This window comes from Kineosporia sp. R_H_3 (assembly GCF_002198675.1).
Taxonomy (GTDB): Bacteria; Actinomycetota; Actinomycetes; order Actinomycetales; family Kineosporiaceae; genus R-H-3.
In genome coordinates this window covers 1-18,595 of sequence record NZ_MWLL01000208.1, presented here as the reverse complement: position 1 = coordinate 18,595, position 18,595 = coordinate 1, and the positions used below count along the sequence as shown (strand labels likewise).

Sequence of the window (18,595 nt, the reverse complement as noted above, 5' to 3'; positions counted from 1 at the left end):
GGACGGCGGAAGGGCACGTTCCCGACATACGTGCCGCCGCCCTCCTGTCGGGCGCCGAGGTGCCGTCGACCGTCATCCGTCCGGCCCATGCTCCCGGTCGCGCACCCCGGGACCTTCGACCTACGCTGCCCGCATGGCGACGTGGCCGGGAGCGGCGAGATGACGAGCATCCTCATCGTCGACGACCACCCCATCGTGCGGCAGGGCCTGCGCAGCCTGCTCTCCAACTACCCGGAGTTCGACGTCGTCGGCGAGGCCGCCGCGGTCGACGAGGGCCTCGCCGCCTTCCGCCGGTACCGCCCGGACGTGAGCCTCGTCGACATCCGGCTCGGCACCGGCTCCGGCCTCGACCTCGTCGACTCGATCCTCGAGGAGGAGCCCGGCGCCCGCGTCGTCGTCGTGAGCTCCTTCGACGACGACGAGTACGTGACCCGCTCGCTGCGCGCCGGCGCCCTCGGCTACGTGCTCAAGGTCGACTCGCCGTCCGTGCTCGTCACCGCGATCGAGACGGTCGCCTCCGGCCAGCGCGCGCTGAGCCCCCGGGTCACCGCGCACCTCGTCGAGCAGCTCATGGGGGAGGCGAGCTCCCCGGAGCCCGACCTCGACCAGGTCGAGCTGCGGATGCTCTCGATGCTCAGCCGCGGCATGAGCAACGGCCAGATCGCCGAGGAGCTCTACATGAGCGACACGACGGTGAAGCGCCGGCTGCGGGTCGTCTTCGGCAAGCTCGGGGTCAGCAAGCGGGCCGAGGCGGTCGGGGCGGCGGCGCGGCGGGGGTTGATCTAGCGGTCACGGACTCAGCAGGTCCGTCAGGTACGCCCCGTAGCCCGACTTCGCGAGCGCCTCGCCGTGCGCACGCAGCATCGCGTCGTCGATCCAGCCGTTGCGCCAGGCGACCTCCTCGACGCAGCCGACCTTGAACCCCTGCCGGGCCTCGATGACCTGCACGTACTCGGAGGCGTTCATCATCGACTCGACGGTGCCGGTGTCGAGCCATGCGGTGCCGCGTTCGAGCACCGAGACGCTGAGCCGGCCACGGTCGAGGTACGTCGTGTTCACGCTCGTGATCTCGAGCTCGCCGCGGGCGCTCGGCGTGATGGAGCGGGCGATCCCGAGCACGTCGTTGTCGTAGAAGTACAGGCCGGGGACGGCGTACCGGCTCTTCGGCCGCTCGGGCTTCTCCTCGATGGAGAGCACCCGGCCGTCGGCGTCGAACTCGACGACGCCGTAGGCCCGCGGGTTCGCCACGTGGTACGCGAAGACGTGCCCGCCGTCGATGTCCGTGCACGCGCGGAGCGCCGTCCCGAGGCCCGTGCCGTGGAAGATGTTGTCTCCCAGCGCGAGCGCGACCTTCTCCTCGCCGACGAACTCGGCCCCGATGAGAAAGGCCTGGGCCAGGCCCTCGGGCCGCGGCTGCACCGCGTACTCGATCCGCATGCCGAGCCAGTCGCCGTCCCCGAGGAGCCGCCGGAACGACGCCGAGTCCTCCGGGGTCGTGATGACGAGCACCTCGCGGATGCCGGCCATCATGAGCGTCGAGAGCGGGTAGTAGATCATCGGCTTGTCGTAGACCGGCATGAGCTGCTTGCTGATCGCCCGGGTCACCGGGTGCAGCCGGGTGCCGGAGCCGCCGGCGAGGAGGATGCCGCGCATCAGACGCCCGCCCCGCTGCGGACGGCGAGCGCGCGGCGGTGCTCGAGGCAGGCCGCGTACTGCGGCAGCAGACCGCTGTCGCGGGCCTGGGCGAGCGTCGGCGCCGCGGCGTCCTTGGGGGAGAGGAGCGGCTCCCCGACCCCGAACGACGCCCAGTCGACGGCGACGTCCGGGTCGAGCGGGGTGATGCCGTGCTCGGCGGCGGGGGTGTAGACCTCGCTGCAGAGGTAGACGACCGTCGCGTCGTCGGTGAGCGCCGCGAACGCGTGCCCGAGACCCTCGGACAGGTACACCGCGGTGCGGTCGGTCTCGTCGAGCCGCACGGCCTCCCATGCACCGAACGTCGGCGAGCCGACCCGCACGTCCACGACGACGTCGACGACGGCGCCGCGCACGCAGGTGACGTACTTGGCCTGGCTCGGCGGCACGTCCGCGAAGTGGACGCCGCGGACGGTGCCCGCCGACGAGACCGAGCAGTTGGCCTGCCGCAGGTCGAGCGGGTGCCCGACGTGCTCGGCGAGACCCTCGTGCCGGTACCACTCGAGGAAGACGCCCCGGTCGTCGCGGAACTGCCTCGGGGTGAACGCCCAGGCGCCCTCGATCCCCAGCGGGCGGATGTCCATGGTGGTGCTCTCCTTCAGCGGGGGACGGCGGGAGCGTCCGCCGTCGCGAGGTACCGGGTGAGGGCGTCGCGCCAGTGCGGCAGCGGTGCCAGGCCGGTGCGGGCCCAGGCGTCGTGCCCGAGCACCGACCGGGCGGGTCGTGGTGCGGGCCGGACGAACGCGTCGGAGGTCGTGGGCCGGACCCGCTCGGGGTCGTGGCCGCTGCCCTCGAAGACGGCCCGGGCGAGGTCGAACCACGAGCACTCGCCCGCCGAGGTGCCGTGATACGTCCCGGCGGGGGAGTCGGCGAGGACGAGGTCGACGAGCCGGCCCGCCAGGTCGGCGGACCAGGTCGGCTGCCCGACCTGGTCGGTGACGACGTCGACGGTGGGGCGTTCGGCGGCGAGCCGGCGCATCGTCGTGACGAAGTTCGGCCCGTGCGCGCCGTACAGCCAGGCGGTGCGGACGAGCCAGTGCGCGCCGGGCAGGGCCGAGGCCACGGCCCACTCGCCGGCCGCCTTGGTGCGGCCGTACGCCGATGCGGGCCCGAGGGCCGCGCCTTCCGCGTACGGCGTCCGGCTCGTGCCGGCGAACACGTAGTCGGTCGACACGTGGAGCATCCGTGCCCCGGCGTCGGCGCACGCCCGGGCCAGCAGGTGCGGGCCGGTCGCGTTGACGGCGAAGGCCGCGGCCTCGTGCGCCTCGGCGTCGTCGACGGCCGTCCAGGCGGCGCAGTTGACGAGCACGGCCTCGCCGCGGTGACCGCCGTCCGACAGCGCCGTGCCGACGACGTCCCGGACGGCGGCCGGGTCGGTGATGTCGACGTCCCCGCGGTCGAGGAGCCTGACGTCGTCCTGCCCGGCCGCGGCGAGTGCGGTGCGCAGGTCGGTGCCGAGCATGCCGGCGGCGCCGACGACGACCCAGCGGCGGGTCGCGCCGGGCGATGCGGCGCCGGTCATCGCACGGACGGCGCGGCCGCCTTGAGCGGCTCCCACCAGTCGCGGCGGGCGCGGTACCAGTCGACCGTGTCGGCCAGCCCCTGCTCGAACGGCACCTGGGGCGCGTAGCCGAGCTCCTCGGAGATCTTGCGGATGTCGACCGAGTAGCGGCGGTCGTGGCCCTTGCGGTCCTCGACCGGGACGACGGCGCTCCAGTCCCGCCCGGTGGCGGCGAGCAGCCGTTCGGTGAGCTCGCGGTTCGTCAGCTCGGTCCCGCCGCCGATGTTGTAGACCTCGCCGGCGCGGCCCTTCGTCAGCGCGAGCGCGAGGCCGCGGCAGTGGTCCTCGACGTGCAGCCAGTCGCGCACGTTGAGCCCGTCGCCGTAGAGCGGGACGGTGCCGCCGTCGACGAGGTTCGTGACGAACAGCGGGATGACCTTCTCCGGGAACTGGTGCGGCCCGTAGTTGTTCGAGCAGCGCGTGACGACGACGTCGGTGCGGTGCGTGCGGAAGTACGAGCGGGCGACGAGGTCGGACGACGCCTTGCTCGCGGCGTACGGCGAGTTCGGGTCGAGCGGGTGGGTCTCGGGCCAGCTGCCGACGTCGATCGAGCCGTAGACCTCGTCGGTCGAGACGTGGAGGAAGCGCAGGCCGGGCGCGCCGAGCGTGGCGTCGAGCACCGTCTGGGTGCCGACGACGTTGGTGACGACAAAGTCGGCGGCACCGGAGATCGAGCGGTCGACGTGGCTCTCGGCGGCGAAGTGCACGACGGCGTCGACGCCCTGCACGAGGCTCCCGACGAGCTCGCGGTCGAGGATGTCGCCCTCGACGAAGCGCAGCCGCGGCGACCCGAGCACGGTCGTGAGGTTCGTCGTCGTGCCGGCGTACGTCAGCTTGTCGAGGACGACGACCTCCGCGCCCACGAGGCCGGGCAGGGCGTCCGCGAGGGTCATCCGGACGAAGCAGGAGCCGATGAATCCCGCCCCACCCGTGACGAGGATCTTCATGCCGAGAATTGTCCCATCTGTCGTGTGCGCCGGGTCGTCCTCAGGACGCCGCGGCCGCGTCGGTCCGGAGCTCGTCGCTGGTCGTGCGGCGAGGGCTCGTCGGCCGCAGGGCCGCCGTGAACTCGCCGTTGGTGTCGCCGGAGTTCCGCAGCCCGCCGAAGGCGAGCCGGGCGGCAGACGTGCTGACGGTCAGGTCGAGGTGACCCCGGACGACGGCGAGCGGGGCGCCGTCCGGCAGGTGCAGCACGGTGCCCGCCCCGTGCTCGTGGACACCGAGGAACAGCGGCGCGAGCACGGCCGCGTCGTCGGGGTGGTCCGCCGCGAGGGCGAGGACGGTGCGCAGGGCGACGACGTCCTCGGCGGGCAGCGCGGGCGCCTGCGTGAGCCGGCGTTCCGCGGCGGTGACGACGAACCGGGCGAGCGTGCGGCGGCGCTCGCCGGGGGCGAGCAGCGTGCGGGCGAGCCCGCAGAGCGCCGCGGTGCCGGGGGCGTCGTCCTCGAGCATCTGCGCCGCGTGCAGGGTGGCGCTGTAGGGGCGCAACGTCGGCGGCCCGGCGACCGACCGCAGCAGCCGGAGCGTGGTGTCCGCCGTCCGCCAGCCGTGGAGCGCGACGGTGCGGTCGTGCACCCTCGCGAGACCGGTTGCCGTCGCCGCACCGGGCCGCTCGGCGCCGGTGAGGACGAGAAGCGCGCTCGGCCCGGTGAGCCGCAGCGCCGGCCCGGGGTCAGATCTCATCGAGCACCCGGCCGAGGAGGCGCGAGACCGGGGTGGGCTCTCGCAGGAAGGGGAGCGCGAAGGGACGCTCCGTGCCGGCGCACGTCGCGGGCGGCCCGAACTCGCCGACGGCCGCGGCGCGCCGGCCCCGCCGCCCTGCCGCCGTCGTGCGTCGCGCGGACGGAGGTGCGGTGGCCCGTCCGGAGAGCCGAGCGTCCAGCACCGCCCGGTACAGCGCCGCCTGGCCGGCGGCGACGACCGCCCACGAGCAGCCGGCGGCCTGAAGGGCGCCGGCGTCCCGGAGCTCCTTCCACAGCGCGCGGTTCTCGGCGAGCAGCGTCACCGCAGCACCGAGCCGGTCGACCTCGCCCTCCCCGACGAGCAGCCCGGCGTCGCCGACGACCTCGGGGATCGAGCCGCTCGCATAACCCGCGACCACGGCGCCGGCGGCCTGGGCCTCGACGATGACGCGGCCGAACTGCTCGACCCACGTCGTCGTGCCGGTGCTCGGCACGAGGATGACGTGCGCGGCGCGGTAGAGCTCCGAGACGGCATCGGGGCCCTGCCAGCCGAGGTGCTCGACGTGCTCGCGGACGCCGAGGCGCTCGGCGAGGTGCAGCGCCGGCTCGAGCTCGGGGCCGGTCCCGACGACCGTCAGGCGCGCGGGTGTCGTGGCGGCGACCGCGGCGAGCACGCGGACGGCGTCCCGCACGCCCTTCTCGGGCACGAGCCGGCCGAGGAGCGCGAGCCGGAACGGGCCGTCGTCCGCGTCCTGGTCGCCCGTCCGCAGCGCGTCCGCGGGCACGCCGAGCGGCAGCACGTCGATCCGGGCGTGCGAGCCCTTGCCACGCACGACGGACGCCGCCTGCAGCGAGCACGGGTAGAACCCGTCGACGCGTGCGAGGGCGGCCCGCTCGTACTGGTGGAACGGCGGCGGGAAACGCTTGTCGAGGTTCTGCGCCGTGTACATGACGACGGGCAGGTCCGCGGGGGCGCGGCGGAGCCACTGCCGGGCAACAGCGCTGAACGGCTCCTCGTGGAGGTCGAGGACGTCGGGACGGACGGCGTCGATGACGGCCCGGACCTGCGCGTCGTCCGTGTGCCGGTGCCGGTTGACGTCGCCGGGGCGGGTCACGTCGAGCTCGGTGACTGGGAACCGGGTCTCCGTGAGATGACGCTCGGAGCCGCCGTCCGGCCAGGCGGAGGGGACGACGAGGTGCACGTCGACGCCCGCCGCGACGAGCGCGGCCTCGCGCCGGCGGTGCGCCGCGTCACGACCTGCGTGGTAGACCCGCAGCACTCGCATCCCCGTCGTACCGCTCAGAACCGGTCGCCTGCCTGCACGTCGTGGACCCACTGCTGCACCTGGGCCGCGAACCGGTCGCTGCCGAAACGCAGCGCGTTCGCGCGCATGTCCAGGGGATCCAGGCGGTCGACCCGCCGGACGGCGTCCGCGAGGGCCGTCACGTCGATCTCGTCGACGAGGGCACCGGTCCGGCCGTCGACGACCGTCTCGGCGAGCCCGCCCCGGCCGAGACCGACGACAGGGGTGCCGCAGGCCTGCGCCTCGACGGGGACGATGCCGAAGTCCTCGTGGCACGGGAAGAGCAGCGCCTTCGCGCCGCGCATGAGCTCGCGGACCCGCTCGTCGGTCGGGCGCACCTCGAACGCCACCGGAACTCCGGAGGCGGCCGCACGCTCACGGAGCTCGCCCTCCATCGGGCCGGCGCCGGCGAGCACGAGCGGCAGCCCGGACCGCGCCGCGACGTCGATCATCGTGTCGAACCGCTTGTAGAGGATCCAGCGGCCGACGCCGAGCAGGTACCCGCGGTCGCAGACGGGCGTGGGTGCGTCGTCCGGGGTGAAGAACCCGGTGCGCACCGGCGGGTTGACGACACGCGCGTCACGGCCCCAGAACTCGCGGATCCGTTGCTGCACCTCGACGGAGTTCGCCGCGTAGCTGTCGACGTGCCGGCTCGTGCGGCGCTCGATCTGCTTCGTGACGCCGACCGCGAGGCTCTGCAGCCCCGCACGGCGCCGGCGGTCGATCTCCGGCAGGTGCACGTACCGGGCGGGCGTGTGCACGTAGGACAGGTGCGCGCCGCCGGGGTTCAGCGGGAAGCGTGCCGTGTGGTTCAGCGAGTGGCTCAGGCTGAGGACGACGTCGTACCGGCGCCGGGTCTGGGTGCGCCACACGAACGGCATGAGCGGGAGGGTGAGGGCCTTGCGGCCGCGCAACGGCGTGCGCGCCAGCCACGACTCCCTCAGGTGGGCCGGGGCCTGGGCGCCGGCGTCCTTCCAGAGGGCGTAGCCCTCCGCGCCGGGAAAAGCGTCGAGCATCGCGAGGAGGGTGCGCTCCGCGCCGCCGATGGACTCGAACCACTCGTTGAGGACGACCATCCGGCCGAGGTCGACGTGCGCTCCGGTGGGGGAGGCGGTCGTCGAGGTGCTCGTCGAGCTGGTGCGGAGCGACAGGTCGGACGTCGGTGACGGCGCGACGACGTCCACGGAGAGCCGGCCCTCGTGCAGCGCCGTGGCGTGCCCGGCCGGGGCCGGGATCCGGACGCCGTCGGGCAGCGTGGGCGCGTCCCGCCGTCCGGGCGCACCGGAAAAGCCCGCGTGGGTGCCTGTCGTCATGAAGAATTCTCCCCGTGTGGACGCATGACGTCCCGACCCCCACCGAGAACGGTGAAGGTCGACGTCGACATGAATTGCTGCACACCCCCGCGTGCTCCGGGGCCAGACATTACGCGCGTCTGCGACGACCGTCGGGCACTTCCGCACTTGACATTTTCCTGACACCACAGGTTCTCGGGTGCTCGGGGGAGGCGCGCATTCCCTTCGGGTGACCGGTGCATCGGCGGTTCGGAGGAGGAAATGCGCTCCGTGAGCGTGCTGCCGGGCAAATACTCGGAAATGCCGGCGGAGAGCGGTCCTCGCGTGTGCGCGCCGTCATGGCGGGCGAAACGCAGAATTAACTGATGACCGTGCGTAGGGCGTGTCGGATCTCCTCGGCCGTTCGGACGAGTTGTCCGCGAGAAGGCCCGGCGTGCGGCCAAGTCGTCCTCGCCGCCCGCAGAGGGGCGCTACTGTCTGTTCTGCACTGATCCCTCAGGGTGATCATTGAACTTCAGTGGGGGGAACCCGATGTCGCGCCGGAAGCGTTACCTAGCAATCACTCTCGCCGTTCTGGCGATCGCCGTGCCGGCCACGGCCGCTGCAGCGCTGCCGGGGGAGGCGTCGCCGGTGCAGCGCGTCGCGGCAGGGGTCGGCTTCCTCGCGCACACGCGCAAGATTCCCGACGACTGCGTGTACCCGCCGCACTCGGCGCCCACGGTGACGCTGTCGACGAATCGCTCCTCCGCGAAGAAGAACCAGGAGATCAAGCTCACGGCGGTCGTCACGTACAACGACTGCGGGCTGAAGAACTGGCGCGTCGTGCTGTACAAGAGCCCGACGGCGACAGGCACGTATACCAAGGTCTCCCGCAAGACGACGAACAGCCGCGGAATCCGGACGTTCGAGGACGTCAAGATCAAGGAGACCACCTACTTCAAGGTGGTCACCGAGAGTGCCGCCGGTCTCGGGCCGGGCACCTCGAACACCATTACCGTGACGTTCGTGCCGTAGGAAACGACCATTCTTCGGCGACGCATGTACTCCGCGTGTACCTTGATCCCCGTCGGCACCTCGGGGGTAGGTGTTTCACGAGGGAGTAACTCATATGCGTCGGTCCCGCCTCGTGCTGGGAATGGCTGCCGCCGCGGTCGCCGCTGTCGCGGTGACAACGGCCTCGTCCGCTCTCGGGGCGCAGCCGTCGGGCCGGTCGCCGGCCCTTCTCGCAGACTCCGTCCGGGTCCCGCGCGGCTGCAACTACCCGCCGCAGGTGCGTCCTGTCGTCACGCTGACCGGTCCGTCGTCCGTTCGCCCGGGGCGCTCGTTCACCCTGAGCGGCACGGTGCGGCTCAACGCGTGCGGCCTGCCGGACTGGCCCGTGGCCGTCTACTCGGCGCCGAGCGCCGACGGCCCTTTCGTGCTCGTGAAGCGGGGCGAGACCGGCGAACGTGCCCGGGCCGGGCAGTTCTCGTTCACGATCCCGGGCGTGCGCAGGACGACGTACTTCCAGGTCGTCAGCGCTGCCGGTGGCGGCCTGCAGACCGCCAGCTCGGGCACCGTCCAGGTCGTCGTGACGAACTGACGACGGGGCCGTCACCCGCTGGGTCCGGCTGTCCGTCACTGCCCGTCGCCAACGTGTCCGGAGGTGCGCGATGACTCGTCCGGTGGACGTCGTCCGCGCACCCGAGACGATCACGGGGCCGGCGCGGCACAGCAGGTCCGAGGGCCGGCTCCAGGTCACCAGGGGCACCACCGGCCGCGGACGGGCGGCCCGGCGGCGCCGCAAGCACACGGTGCGGTGGGTGCTCGGCGGCGCCGCGCTGCTGCTCCTGTTCGTCGTCAGCAGCGCGTTGTGGATCGCCTGGACCGGGCTGCAGGCGAAGTCGCAGCTCGAGGGGGCGCGGTCGGACCTGGCCCTCGTGCAGACGGCTTGGTCGAGCGGGGCGGGTGCCGACGCGATGTCCACCCTCGCGTCCGTACAGGTCGCGGCCCGGACCGCGAACGACCGGACCCACGACCCCGTGTGGTGGTTCTGGGGTCACGTCCCGGTCGCAGGCAGCCCCATCGAGACAGTGCGCGGCCTCACCGAGGCCGTCGATGCCCTCGCCTCGGACGCATTACCGTCGTTGGAGTCCGCCGCGGACGTCGCACAGCCCTCCCGGATGGTGACGAACGGCAGCACCGTCGACGTGACGCGGCTCGCGAACGCGGCCGGGGCCCTGCAGACGGCCTCGACGGTCATCGACGACTCGACCGCCCGGGTGCAGGACCTCCCGGCGTCCTACGTCCCGCAGGTGGCCGCGGCGCGCGCACAGCTGCTCGACCAGCTGACCACCGTGGGGCGCACCGCCCGCACGGCGGCGGTCGCTGCGCGGGTGGTGCCGCCGATGCTCGGTGCGCAGGGGGACCGGCGCTACTTCCTGGCCTTCCAGAACCTCTCCGAGACGCGGGGGACCGGCGGGCTCATCGATGCCTACGCCACCCTCGTCGCGTCGAAGGGGTCGCTGGACGTGCGCCGCGTCGGGTCCAACGCGGACCTGCCCGCGCTGCCGCTCGCGATCCCCGGCATCGACCCCGACTACGACGAGCGGTACGCCACACAGGGGGCGACGTCGTTGTGGGTCAACTCGAACCTCAGCCCCGACTTCCCCGAGGTCTCCCGCGCCTGGGCCGCGATGTGGGAGGCGGGAACCAAGGAACGCGTCGACGGAACCTTCGCCCTCGATCCGGTGGCGCTCAAGGGCATCCTCGCCGTCACCGGACCGGTGCAGGCCGGTGAGCTCGGCACGGTGGACGCCGCAGGGGTCGAGAAGCTCGTGTACGACGGCCAGTACCGGCTCGGCAAGGACGTCTACGAGCGCAAGCGGGTCATGCTCCAGGTCGGCACCGCGACGATCGACGCCGTGCTCTCCGGCCGGGGCGACCGGGCGGCGCTGCTGAAGACCCTCGTGGAGTCGGCCCGGACGGGGCACATCCTCGTGTGGAGCGGCCACGCCGACGAGCAGAAGGCCGTGACGGACGGCGGCGTCGGCGGGGCGGTCCTGCGGGACGGGACGCCCTTCGTGCAGTCGGTCTTCGTCAACGCGGCCGGCACCAAGCTCGACGCCTATCTGCAGTCGTCTCTGTCCTACGCGGTCACCGAGTGCTCGGGCTCCGCGCGCCGCTCGAAGGTCACGCTCAGCGTGAAGAACTCCGCGCCCGCGAGCGGTCTGCCGGACTACGTCGTGACCCGCGGCGACGTGCCGACGGGGCGCTACGTGGTGGGCCAGAACAAGATCGACGCGCAGCTGCTCGTCAGCAAGGGCTCGCGCGTGCTCGAGGCGACGCTCGACGGCAAGCCGCTCGGGCTGCCGCTGGGGGCGGGCGAGCTGCCTGACACGATCGTCGTCGGTGCGGGCGGCCAGATCCTCGGGTCCGGGGTGCAGGCCGGGCTGCCCTCGTACGGGCTCACGCTCGATCTCGAGCCGGGCCAGAGCCGGACCATGACGCTGACGCTCGCGGAACCCCCGACGAAGAAGCCGGCCGTGGTGCGCGCCCAGGCGCTCGTGCGTCCGACCACGGTGAAGACCGACCTCGGGCGGTGCGGATGAGCGCGGTGCCGTTGGACGCAGCGCCGATCGACGCAGCGCCGATGAACGTGGCAATCCCTTGCGGAACAGGCGAAAGCGACCGCGCGGGCGAAATGACCGACCTACGATGGCCGTCGGGGACGGCTGGACCAGGCGGGGGGCGACGCGACGACGCGTCCGCCACCGCGGGTCCCGACGATCGGACAACGGGTGGAACTGGCTGACTACCTCCGTGTGCTGCGCCGCCGCTGGTGGCTCGTGGCACTGGCGATCGTCGTGTGCGCGACCGGGGCCTTCGCGGCGAGCCTCACGCAGACGCCCCGGTACACGTCGGGGGTCCAGCTGCTCGTCGGCGGCTCCCCGTCGGAGACGGGGAACGAGGAGCTCGTGGCACGGCAGCTCGCCGCGCAGCGGGCGGGGTCGTACTCGTTGCTCATCCCCGCGCCGCCTGCGGTGGCCGATATCGCGCAGCGGGCCGGTGTGGTCGGCGGCAACCCGGTGGTGACGGCCACCGCCGACGGGACGAGCCCGTACATCAACGTGTCGGTGACGGCGGACAGCCCTCAGAAGGCCCAGAAGATCGCCGCCGGCTACGGCCGGTGGACGGCGCAGGTGGTCTCGACGCTCGAGCAGCGGCCGGCGACGTCCAGCGTGAAGATCTCCGTCATGGCGCAGCCGGGCCTGCCGACGTCGCCGGTGTCGCCGAACCCCTTGCGCAACCTGCTCATCGGAGCGGCGATCGGTCTGGTCCTCGGCCTGGGCAGCGCCCTCGGCCGCGAGGCACTCGACGCGCGTGTCCGGGACAGCTCCGAGATCGAGAAGCTCACCGGCGTCACCCTGCTCGGGTCGATCCCGAAGGAGCACTCCGGCGACTCGCTGCCGACGATCACCCGGCCCCGCTCCGGGCGCGCCGAGGCCTACCGGCACGTGCGGACGAACCTCGAGTTCACGAGCGTCGACGGGATGCCCCGCTCCATCGTCGTCACGAGCCCGGCACCGGGTGAGGGCAAGTCGAGCACGGCGGCGAACCTCGCGATCGTCGCGGCCCGGTCCGGGCGTAACGTCGTGCTCGTCGACGCCGACCTGCGCAAGCCGACCGTCGCGAAGTACTTCGGCGTCCAGGCCTCCGTCGGGCTCTCCGACGTGCTGAACGGCCGCTGGCGCTGGCAGGAGGCCCTCGTGCCGGTGCAGGGCGAGAACCTGCACATCCTCGCGAGCGGTCCGGTTCCGCGGTTCCCGAGCGAGCTCGTCGGCTCGGCCCGGATGGCCGCGGTGATCCAGGAGCTCGAGGAGGCCTTCGACTTCGTCATCGTCGACTCGCCGCCCGTCCTGCCCGTGAGCGACGCCCTCGTCATCGGTGTCAACGTCGGCGGGGTCGTCGTCGTCGCGCGGATGATCGAGACCCGCAGGGCCGCCCTCAAGCGCGCCGTGGACGCCGTGGCCAAGGTCAACGCGACCCTGCTCGGCGTCATCGGGAACGCCGTCGTCAAGCACGAGGAGAAGGCGTACGGCGAGGGCTACGGCTACGCGTACGGCTACACCTCGAGCGCGTCCGAAGAGCCCTCCGCGCCGCCCGTCGTCGCGCCTGCCGAGCGTCGGGCGCCGGAGTCGCACCGGCGTGGGCGGCACGCCCGGCCGGCGGACGGCCCGCCGCCCGCCGCCGTGCCCGTCGAGCCGTCCGCACCGGCCGGGGAGCAGCGGGCCCCCGACGTCGTCCCGCCGGCGTACCCCGCCTATCCCGCGCAGACGTATCCCGCGCAGACGTATCCCACGCAGACGTACCCCGCGCCGACGTACCCGGCACAGCCCGGCCCGGACCTCACCGTCGACCTCCGGGGCAGTCACCAGCCCGCACAGTTCGGGGCGTCCGAGCAGGGGTTCGGAGCGGGCCGGCCTCCGGCACAGCACCCGGCCCCGTACCCGGTCATCCCGCCATCGGCCGCCGGTTCGTTGTTCGCCGACGCGCAGTACCCGCCGGGCGGCTACCCGCAGGCGCCGGTCCCGCCTCCGCAGCCGCCGTTCGTCGCGCCGTCGTCGCCCCCGGCGTCGTGGGCCGACGAACCGTGGGGCATGCCGCCCCAGGGCAGCGGTCCGTTGTCGCCCCCGGACGCGCTGCGGCTGGACGACATCATGCGGCAGCGGCCGAAGGACTGACCCGGTGCTCCAGGCCACGCCACGGGGGCGCCTGCGGGTGACGGACCCGGTGGCGACCTACCTCACGGTCGGCACGCTCGTCGTGGCCGGCCTCGCCGGCTACCTCGCGGTGAGCACGCCACGCCTCGCCTCGTTGCTCGTCGTCGCGCCGGTGCTGCTCTGGCTGCTCGCGCAGCGGGTCTTCGCGATCACCGTGCTCGCGGTGACCTTGCCCTACGTCGCGGACCTGTCCGGAGGTGTCCTCGGTGTCAACATGGCGCTGAGCGACCTCCTCATGACGTTCCTCGTGCTCGGGCTCGTCTTCGAGTGGGTGCTGACGAATCGGGCCGACGAGCTGCGCGCTCTCTCACCGCTCAAAGGTGTTGTCGGGCAGTACCTCGCGGTCCTCACGGTGCTCCTCGTGGCCCATCCCGAGTTCGCCGTCCTCGTCGCCACGGGCCAGCGGGTCGAGCTCTTCGTGTTCCCTCTCCTCGTCGGCGCGCTCGTCGCACGGACGGGTCGCGAGCTGTGGTTCCTCCGGGCCTACATCGTCGCCTCAGCAGTCACCGGTGCGCTGTGGATCGCGGGCGTCGAGCTCGGGCAGAAGAATCCGATCGGCCAGTTCGTCGCGAACGCGTTGATTCTCCTGCTCGCGGTGAAGCCGTTGCGCCCCTGGCTGCAGTGGCTGACCCCGCTGCTCGTCGCCGGTCTGCTGTGGACGCAGAGCCGCGGCGCCATTCTCTCGGTCGGTGTCGCGCTCGCCGTGCTGGTCCTGGCCCAGCCCGGCTCCCGGTCCCGGCTGAGGTCGCTGGCGCTGTCCGTGCCCGTGGCCGTCACGGCGTACGTCGTGTTCCGGCTGCTGCCGGAGGAGGCCCAGGAGCGCAACCTCACGTACACCTCCGGCAACGAGACCGCCGGGGAGTGGGCGATCAAGATCCGGGAGCAGTACCACGCCGACGCCTGGTCGCTGATCCACGCCCACCCGTGGACCGGGGTCGGGGTCGGGAAGTACCTGGCGGGCAACCCCTACGAGGGGAACGTCACCGACGACCCGCACCAGGTGCTCCTGCTCGAGGGCGCGACCGGCGGGTACCTGCTCATGGGCTCGTTCGTCGTGCTGGTGCTCGGCGCGCTGTGGGTGGGGTGGCGTACGGTCCGCCGCACGGAGCTGGGCCCGGCAGCGCTCGCGCTCACGGCGGCGATCGTCGGGCACGGGCTCGTCGACGTGTACTGGGTGCGGGGCACCCCTGTCCTCGGGTGGCTCGTGCTCGGGATGGCGCTGGCGCAACGCCGTCGTCCGGGCGCCGCACCGGAGCAGTCGTCTGTCGACGTCGTCCGGGCCGACGTCCCCGCCCCCACCGTCCAGGAGGTCGCCCAGTGACCGCACGACCGGTGGAGGTGCTCGTCGTCGCCTACGGGCAGCCCGCGCTGCTCGACAGCACACTGGCAGCCCTCGAGGGCTGCTACGCCGTCCACGTCGTCGACAACTCGTCGAGCCACGAGGTCGCCGCGGTCGCGGCGTGTCACGGTGCCCGGTACACCGACCCGGGGCGCAACGGGGGGTTCGCTGCCGGCGTCAACGCCGGGCTCGCGCACCGGCTCGCCGGCGACCCGGCCGACGTCCTCCTGCTCAACCCGGACGCCGTGATCGCGCCGGACGGTGTCTCTGCCCTGCAGGCGGCGTTGCTCGCTCCGGGGCGCGAGCGGGTCGCAGCCGTGAGCCCGTCGCTGCGCGAGCCCGACGGGTCCGCGCAGCGGGTGATGTGGCCGTTCCCGCACCCGGCACGCGCCTGGCTCGAGACGCTCGGGCTGGGCCGGCTGAACCGTGCGGCGGACTTCGCCGTCGGCACGGTGCTCCTGCTGCGGTGGGAGGCCCTGCAGGACGTCGGCACCTTCGACGAGCGGTACTTCCTCTACGCCGAGGAGACGGACTGGCAGCGTCAGGCCCGCGCGAAGGGCTGGACGGCGCACCACGAGGCGGCCGTCGTCGCGCGGCACATCGGCGGTGCGACGAGCACCGACCCGGAGCGGCGGGAACGGCTGTTCCACGCCGGCACGGAGACGTACGTACGCAAGTGGTTCGGTACTACCGGCTGGCAGACGTACCGGGCCGCGTCATGGTGCGGGGCCGTCGCCCGTGGTGTCGCGCTGCCCGGCCGGCGTGGTGCGGCCGCCCGCGCTCGCGCCCGGATCCTCCGCCAGGGCCCCCGCCGTGTCGCCGGGCTGGGGGTGCGATGACGGCGCGGGTGCTCCAGGTCATCGTCACGGACAACTTCGCCGGGGCCGAGCGGTACGTCGCGACGCTGTCGCGCGCGCTCGCCGAGGCCGGCCGCGACGTGACCGTCGTCGGCGGCCGCCCGGATGCGATGGCTCGGGAGGCGGGGCCCGACGTCCGGGTCCTGCTCGGCCGCACGCTGCGGGAGGCGCTGCGGTCCGTCCGAGCCGCCGGGCGCTTCGACGTGTGCCATGCCCACATGACCTTCGCCGAGGCCGTCGCGGTGGCCGGTCGCAGCCGGCACCGTGCGCCGATCGTCGCGACGCGGCACTTCGCCGCACCTCGGGGTGCCTCCCTGCCGGGCCGGCTCGCCGCGGGATGGATCTCTCGCAACCTCTCCGCAGAGATCGCCATCAGCGAGTTCGTGGCGGGGCAGTTGGAGCGTCGACCGGCCGCGGTCGTCCTCAACGGTGTTGAGCCGCGCACGTCGCTGTGGCGCGCCGACAACCGCACAGTTCTGCTCCTACAGAGATTGGAAGCCGAGAAGGACGCGGCCACCGGTCTGCGCGCCTGGGCCGCGTCCGGACTCGCGGCCGAGGGCTGGCACCTACGGGTGGTCGGTGAAGGTCGATTGCGCCCAACGCTCGAGTCCACGGTTCAGCGCGAACGGATCCACGGTGTCACATTCGTCGGTTGGGTCGGTGACGTCGACGCCGAGCTCGCGGCTGCCGGGTTGATGCTCGCCACCGCTCCCGCGGAGCCCTTAGGCTTGTCGGTCCTGGAGGGAATGGCCGCGGGGATCCCGGTCGTCGCGGCTGCAGGCGGCGGACACCTGGAGACGACTGGGCTTCTGCCCATGGCGCCTGTGTTCACCCCCGGAGACGCAGCCGGGGCAGCCCTGCAGCTGCGAAGGGTCGCAATGGACGAGTCGCTGCGACGGCAGCTGAGTGAGACGGGTCAGGAGCTGCAGCGACTGCGCTTCTCGCTGGGCCAGCACGTAGAGGCGGTGGTCGGCCTCTACGCCAAGGTCTCCGCGTCGGTGGTCCATGCCTGAGCCTGGGCCGCCCGCGATGCGGCCGGGTGCAGGCTCCGTGGCCCGCCAGTTGCGCCTCGACCAGGTGGCACTCCGAGCCATCGGTGCCCTCAGCGATGCCGCCGTCCCGCACGCGCTGATCAAAGGCGTGACGACCGCGACGTGGCTCTACGACCCGCCGCGCGACTACCGGGACGTCGACCTGCTGGTGCCGGCTTCGCGCCTCGGCGAGGCGGTGAACGCCCTCGTCTCGAACGGTGTGGTCGTGCCGGTGCACGGCGCACCGGGCGAGGAGGCGCCGCACAGCCTCGTTCTCACCACCCCACGCGGCGCGGAGGTCGACCTGCACGTCGGGCTGCCGGCCCTGCCGCCGGTCGGTCGGTCGGACCGGCTCTGGGAAGTCCTCGCCTCCCACATCTCGTCGTTCGAGGTGGGAGGCCGGCTCGTTCCGGCGCTCGACGTCCCGGCCCGTTGCGTCGTGCTGGCACTGCATGCCGTGGCGTCCGGACATCTCAGCGCGCAGGTGCGTGAGGATTTCCGCAGGGCACGGGAGGTCGTCACTCCCGGCGAGTGGGGATCGGCCCTGGCGCTCGCGTCGGAACTGGGTGTGACTGACTACGTCACCGGCGCCATCCTGGTGACGGATGGTGTTACTGCGGGTGGTCTCGAGGCGTCGGTGTCCCTGCAGATCGAGGGTGCGAGCCCGTCGGCGATTCAGCTAGAGCGCGTTCTTCGGCTTTCGCCCCCAGCAGCGTTCCGCATGGTTGCAGCAGAGCTGTTCCCGTCGCGGCTCATGATTTCGAGAATGTTTCCCGATGGCGCGGGCAGAAGAGCCTCCTACCTGCGGGGATCCTTGCGGCGGTTGCGTTTTCTGGCCGCACGGCTGCCGGGCGCCGTCCGTGAGGTGCGTCGTGCGAGGAGCAGTGCGCGCAGCGGGGACCGGCGCCCGGGAAGCGTCTCTGGAAATGGCCCGAACGACCCATTCGCATCGGCCGGTCATTGAGCCTGTCTGCTATTCGTTCCTGACATGATGAATCCGCCCGCGACGATGGTGCCGCGTGGCTACAGTCGAACCGATAGAAGTCTTTCTGGGGGTACGGGGTGTGGAGGAGAACGTGGACGCACACGAGCAGGTGACCGTCCCGCAGCGGGCGGGTCACGTCGTGAGCCGTGAGCTCGACGGGGGGGTCGTCGTTCTCAACACGGTCACGGACGAGGCGCACCACTTGGACGGCGACGTGGCCGTGGTCTGGCGCGGGACGGCCGACGGCGTGGTCGCCGGGCTGGACGCAGAGTCGGTGGCTCGCATCGTCGACGAGCTCAGCGACCGCGACCTGCTGGCCCCGGCGCCGGGGTCGCCGAGCCGTCGGTCGATGCTCCGCGCGGGCGCGGCTGGGGGCGCCGCCTTGGCGGCGGTCGGCATCCAGACCATCGCCCTTCCGACGGCCGCGTTTGCGGCGAGCAATGATCTTCCTTACCAGAGCCCTGGGCCGGGTACGCAGACGATCAACGTCCCGGCGTACGTCAACACGATCTCGTTCACGCTCAACGGTGGTGGTGGCGGCGGCGCGAGCCGTCGCGGTGGTCATGCGGCGTCCCTCGAAGGCACGATTACGCTGCCGACCGGCCGGACCGCTCCCACGCCCGTGAAGATCACGGTCGGCGCCGGTGGCAGCGCGAGTGGCACCGGGGGCAGCGGGTTCCGCAGCGGTGGTACGGGTGGCGCCGGGGCTGGGGGAGGCGGCGGGGCCACGGCGATCGAGGTCGCTGGTGTCGTGGTCGTCATCGCGGCCGGAGGTGGTGGCAGCGGCGCCTTGGACGGCGCCGTGCAGGGCGGTCGAGGCGGCGATGCCGGCGTCTTTACCGACGAGGCGATCGTGGTGACGACCAACACCGCCGAGAATGGCAGCAACTACAACGTGAACGGGGCCCCCATCGAAACAAGAGGCGGCCGAGGGGGCCAGACGACCGCTGGCGCGGGGCGCGTCGCCGGCGCCGGTGGCACCGGCGGAAACGACGGCGGCCCCAGTGGTGACCAAGGCAGCCCGAGTGGGAACGGCGGGGCCGGAGGTACGGAACCGGGGTTCCCCGGCGGCGGTGGCGGCGGCGGTGGG

16 protein-coding genes and 1 pseudogene are annotated in these 18,595 nt (G+C 72.8%); 10 read left to right on the top strand and 7 right to left on the bottom strand.

What is annotated here, in order from left to right; genetic code table 11:
- Positions 1-159: 159 nt before the first annotated feature.
- Positions 160-786 (top strand): response regulator transcription factor, encoded by a 627-nt coding sequence (locus tag ECOMGDLI_RS26145; RefSeq protein ID WP_158221164.1) that lies wholly within the window; start codon positions 160-162, stop codon positions 784-786.
- A gap of 3 nt (positions 787-789) precedes the next feature.
- On the opposite strand, the gene rfbA is transcribed toward ECOMGDLI_RS26145, so the two are convergent.
- The 7 genes from rfbA to ECOMGDLI_RS26110 are packed head-to-tail and all read right to left on the bottom strand — an operon-like array spanning position 790 to position 7,552.
- Positions 790-1,653: a glucose-1-phosphate thymidylyltransferase RfbA gene (gene rfbA / locus ECOMGDLI_RS26140; RefSeq protein ID WP_088319774.1), complete on the bottom strand. Its 864-nt coding sequence runs from the start codon at positions 1,651-1,653 to the stop codon at positions 790-792.
- Positions 1,653-2,276, bottom strand: a complete 624-nt coding sequence (locus ECOMGDLI_RS26135; RefSeq protein WP_088319773.1) for a dTDP-4-dehydrorhamnose 3,5-epimerase family protein — start codon at positions 2,274-2,276, stop codon at positions 1,653-1,655. Before ECOMGDLI_RS26135 ends, rfbA begins: the two co-directional genes overlap by 1 nt.
- Before the next feature lie 14 nt (positions 2,277-2,290).
- Positions 2,291-3,214: a dTDP-4-dehydrorhamnose reductase gene (gene rfbD / locus ECOMGDLI_RS26130; RefSeq protein WP_088319772.1), complete on the bottom strand. Its 924-nt coding sequence runs from the start codon at positions 3,212-3,214 to the stop codon at positions 2,291-2,293.
- Complete coding sequence (gene rfbB / locus ECOMGDLI_RS26125; protein WP_088319771.1) at positions 3,211-4,200, bottom strand: dTDP-glucose 4,6-dehydratase; 990 nt, start codon at positions 4,198-4,200, stop codon at positions 3,211-3,213. Before rfbB ends, rfbD begins: the two co-directional genes overlap by 4 nt.
- A gap of 40 nt (positions 4,201-4,240) precedes the next feature.
- A complete protein-coding gene (locus ECOMGDLI_RS26120) occupies positions 4,241-4,936 on the bottom strand; it encodes a hypothetical protein (protein WP_088319770.1) in 696 nt (231 codons plus the stop codon).
- A complete protein-coding gene (locus tag ECOMGDLI_RS26115) occupies positions 4,926-6,221 on the bottom strand; it encodes a glycosyltransferase family 4 protein (RefSeq protein WP_143447949.1) in 1,296 nt (431 codons plus the stop codon). Before ECOMGDLI_RS26115 ends, ECOMGDLI_RS26120 begins: the two co-directional genes overlap by 11 nt.
- Before the next feature lie 14 nt (positions 6,222-6,235).
- Positions 6,236-7,552, bottom strand: coding sequence for a glycosyltransferase (locus ECOMGDLI_RS26110; protein WP_198955193.1), 1,317 nt, complete (start codon positions 7,550-7,552; stop codon positions 6,236-6,238).
- 510 nt (positions 7,553-8,062) lie between these two features.
- Here ECOMGDLI_RS26110 and ECOMGDLI_RS26105 point away from each other — a divergent pair.
- The 9 genes and pseudogenes from ECOMGDLI_RS26105 to ECOMGDLI_RS36480 all read left to right on the top strand — a co-directional run.
- Positions 8,063-8,545, top strand: a complete 483-nt coding sequence (locus tag ECOMGDLI_RS26105; RefSeq protein ID WP_143447948.1) for a hypothetical protein — start codon at positions 8,063-8,065, stop codon at positions 8,543-8,545.
- 94 nt (positions 8,546-8,639) lie between these two features.
- Positions 8,640-9,113, top strand: a complete 474-nt coding sequence (locus ECOMGDLI_RS26100) for a hypothetical protein (protein WP_143447947.1) — start codon at positions 8,640-8,642, stop codon at positions 9,111-9,113.
- Positions 9,114-9,183: 70 nt separating this feature from the next.
- On the top strand, positions 9,184-11,121 hold the full coding sequence (locus ECOMGDLI_RS26095) for a DUF4012 domain-containing protein (RefSeq protein ID WP_088319766.1): 1,938 nt from the start codon (positions 9,184-9,186) through the stop codon (positions 11,119-11,121).
- Between the two features lie 189 nt (positions 11,122-11,310).
- Complete coding sequence (locus tag ECOMGDLI_RS26090) at positions 11,311-13,254, top strand: polysaccharide biosynthesis tyrosine autokinase (RefSeq protein WP_088319765.1); 1,944 nt, start codon at positions 11,311-11,313, stop codon at positions 13,252-13,254.
- Between the two features lie 4 nt (positions 13,255-13,258).
- A complete protein-coding gene (locus ECOMGDLI_RS26085) occupies positions 13,259-14,614 on the top strand; it encodes an O-antigen ligase (protein ID WP_088319764.1) in 1,356 nt (451 codons plus the stop codon).
- Positions 14,611-15,471, top strand: a complete 861-nt coding sequence (locus tag ECOMGDLI_RS26080) for a glycosyltransferase family 2 protein (RefSeq protein ID WP_158221163.1) — start codon at positions 14,611-14,613, stop codon at positions 15,469-15,471. Before ECOMGDLI_RS26085 ends, ECOMGDLI_RS26080 begins: the two co-directional genes overlap by 4 nt.
- 8 nt (positions 15,472-15,479) lie before the next feature.
- Entirely contained in the window at positions 15,480-16,502 is a 1,023-nt protein-coding gene (locus ECOMGDLI_RS26075; protein ID WP_158221162.1) for a glycosyltransferase family 4 protein, read from the top strand.
- 37 nt (positions 16,503-16,539) lie between these two features.
- Positions 16,540-17,484, top strand: coding sequence for a nucleotidyltransferase family protein (locus ECOMGDLI_RS26070; protein ID WP_158221161.1), 945 nt, complete (start codon positions 16,540-16,542; stop codon positions 17,482-17,484).
- Between the two features lie 55 nt (positions 17,485-17,539).
- Positions 17,540-18,595 (top strand): annotated as a pseudogene (locus ECOMGDLI_RS36480) (hypothetical protein); the annotation flags it as partial.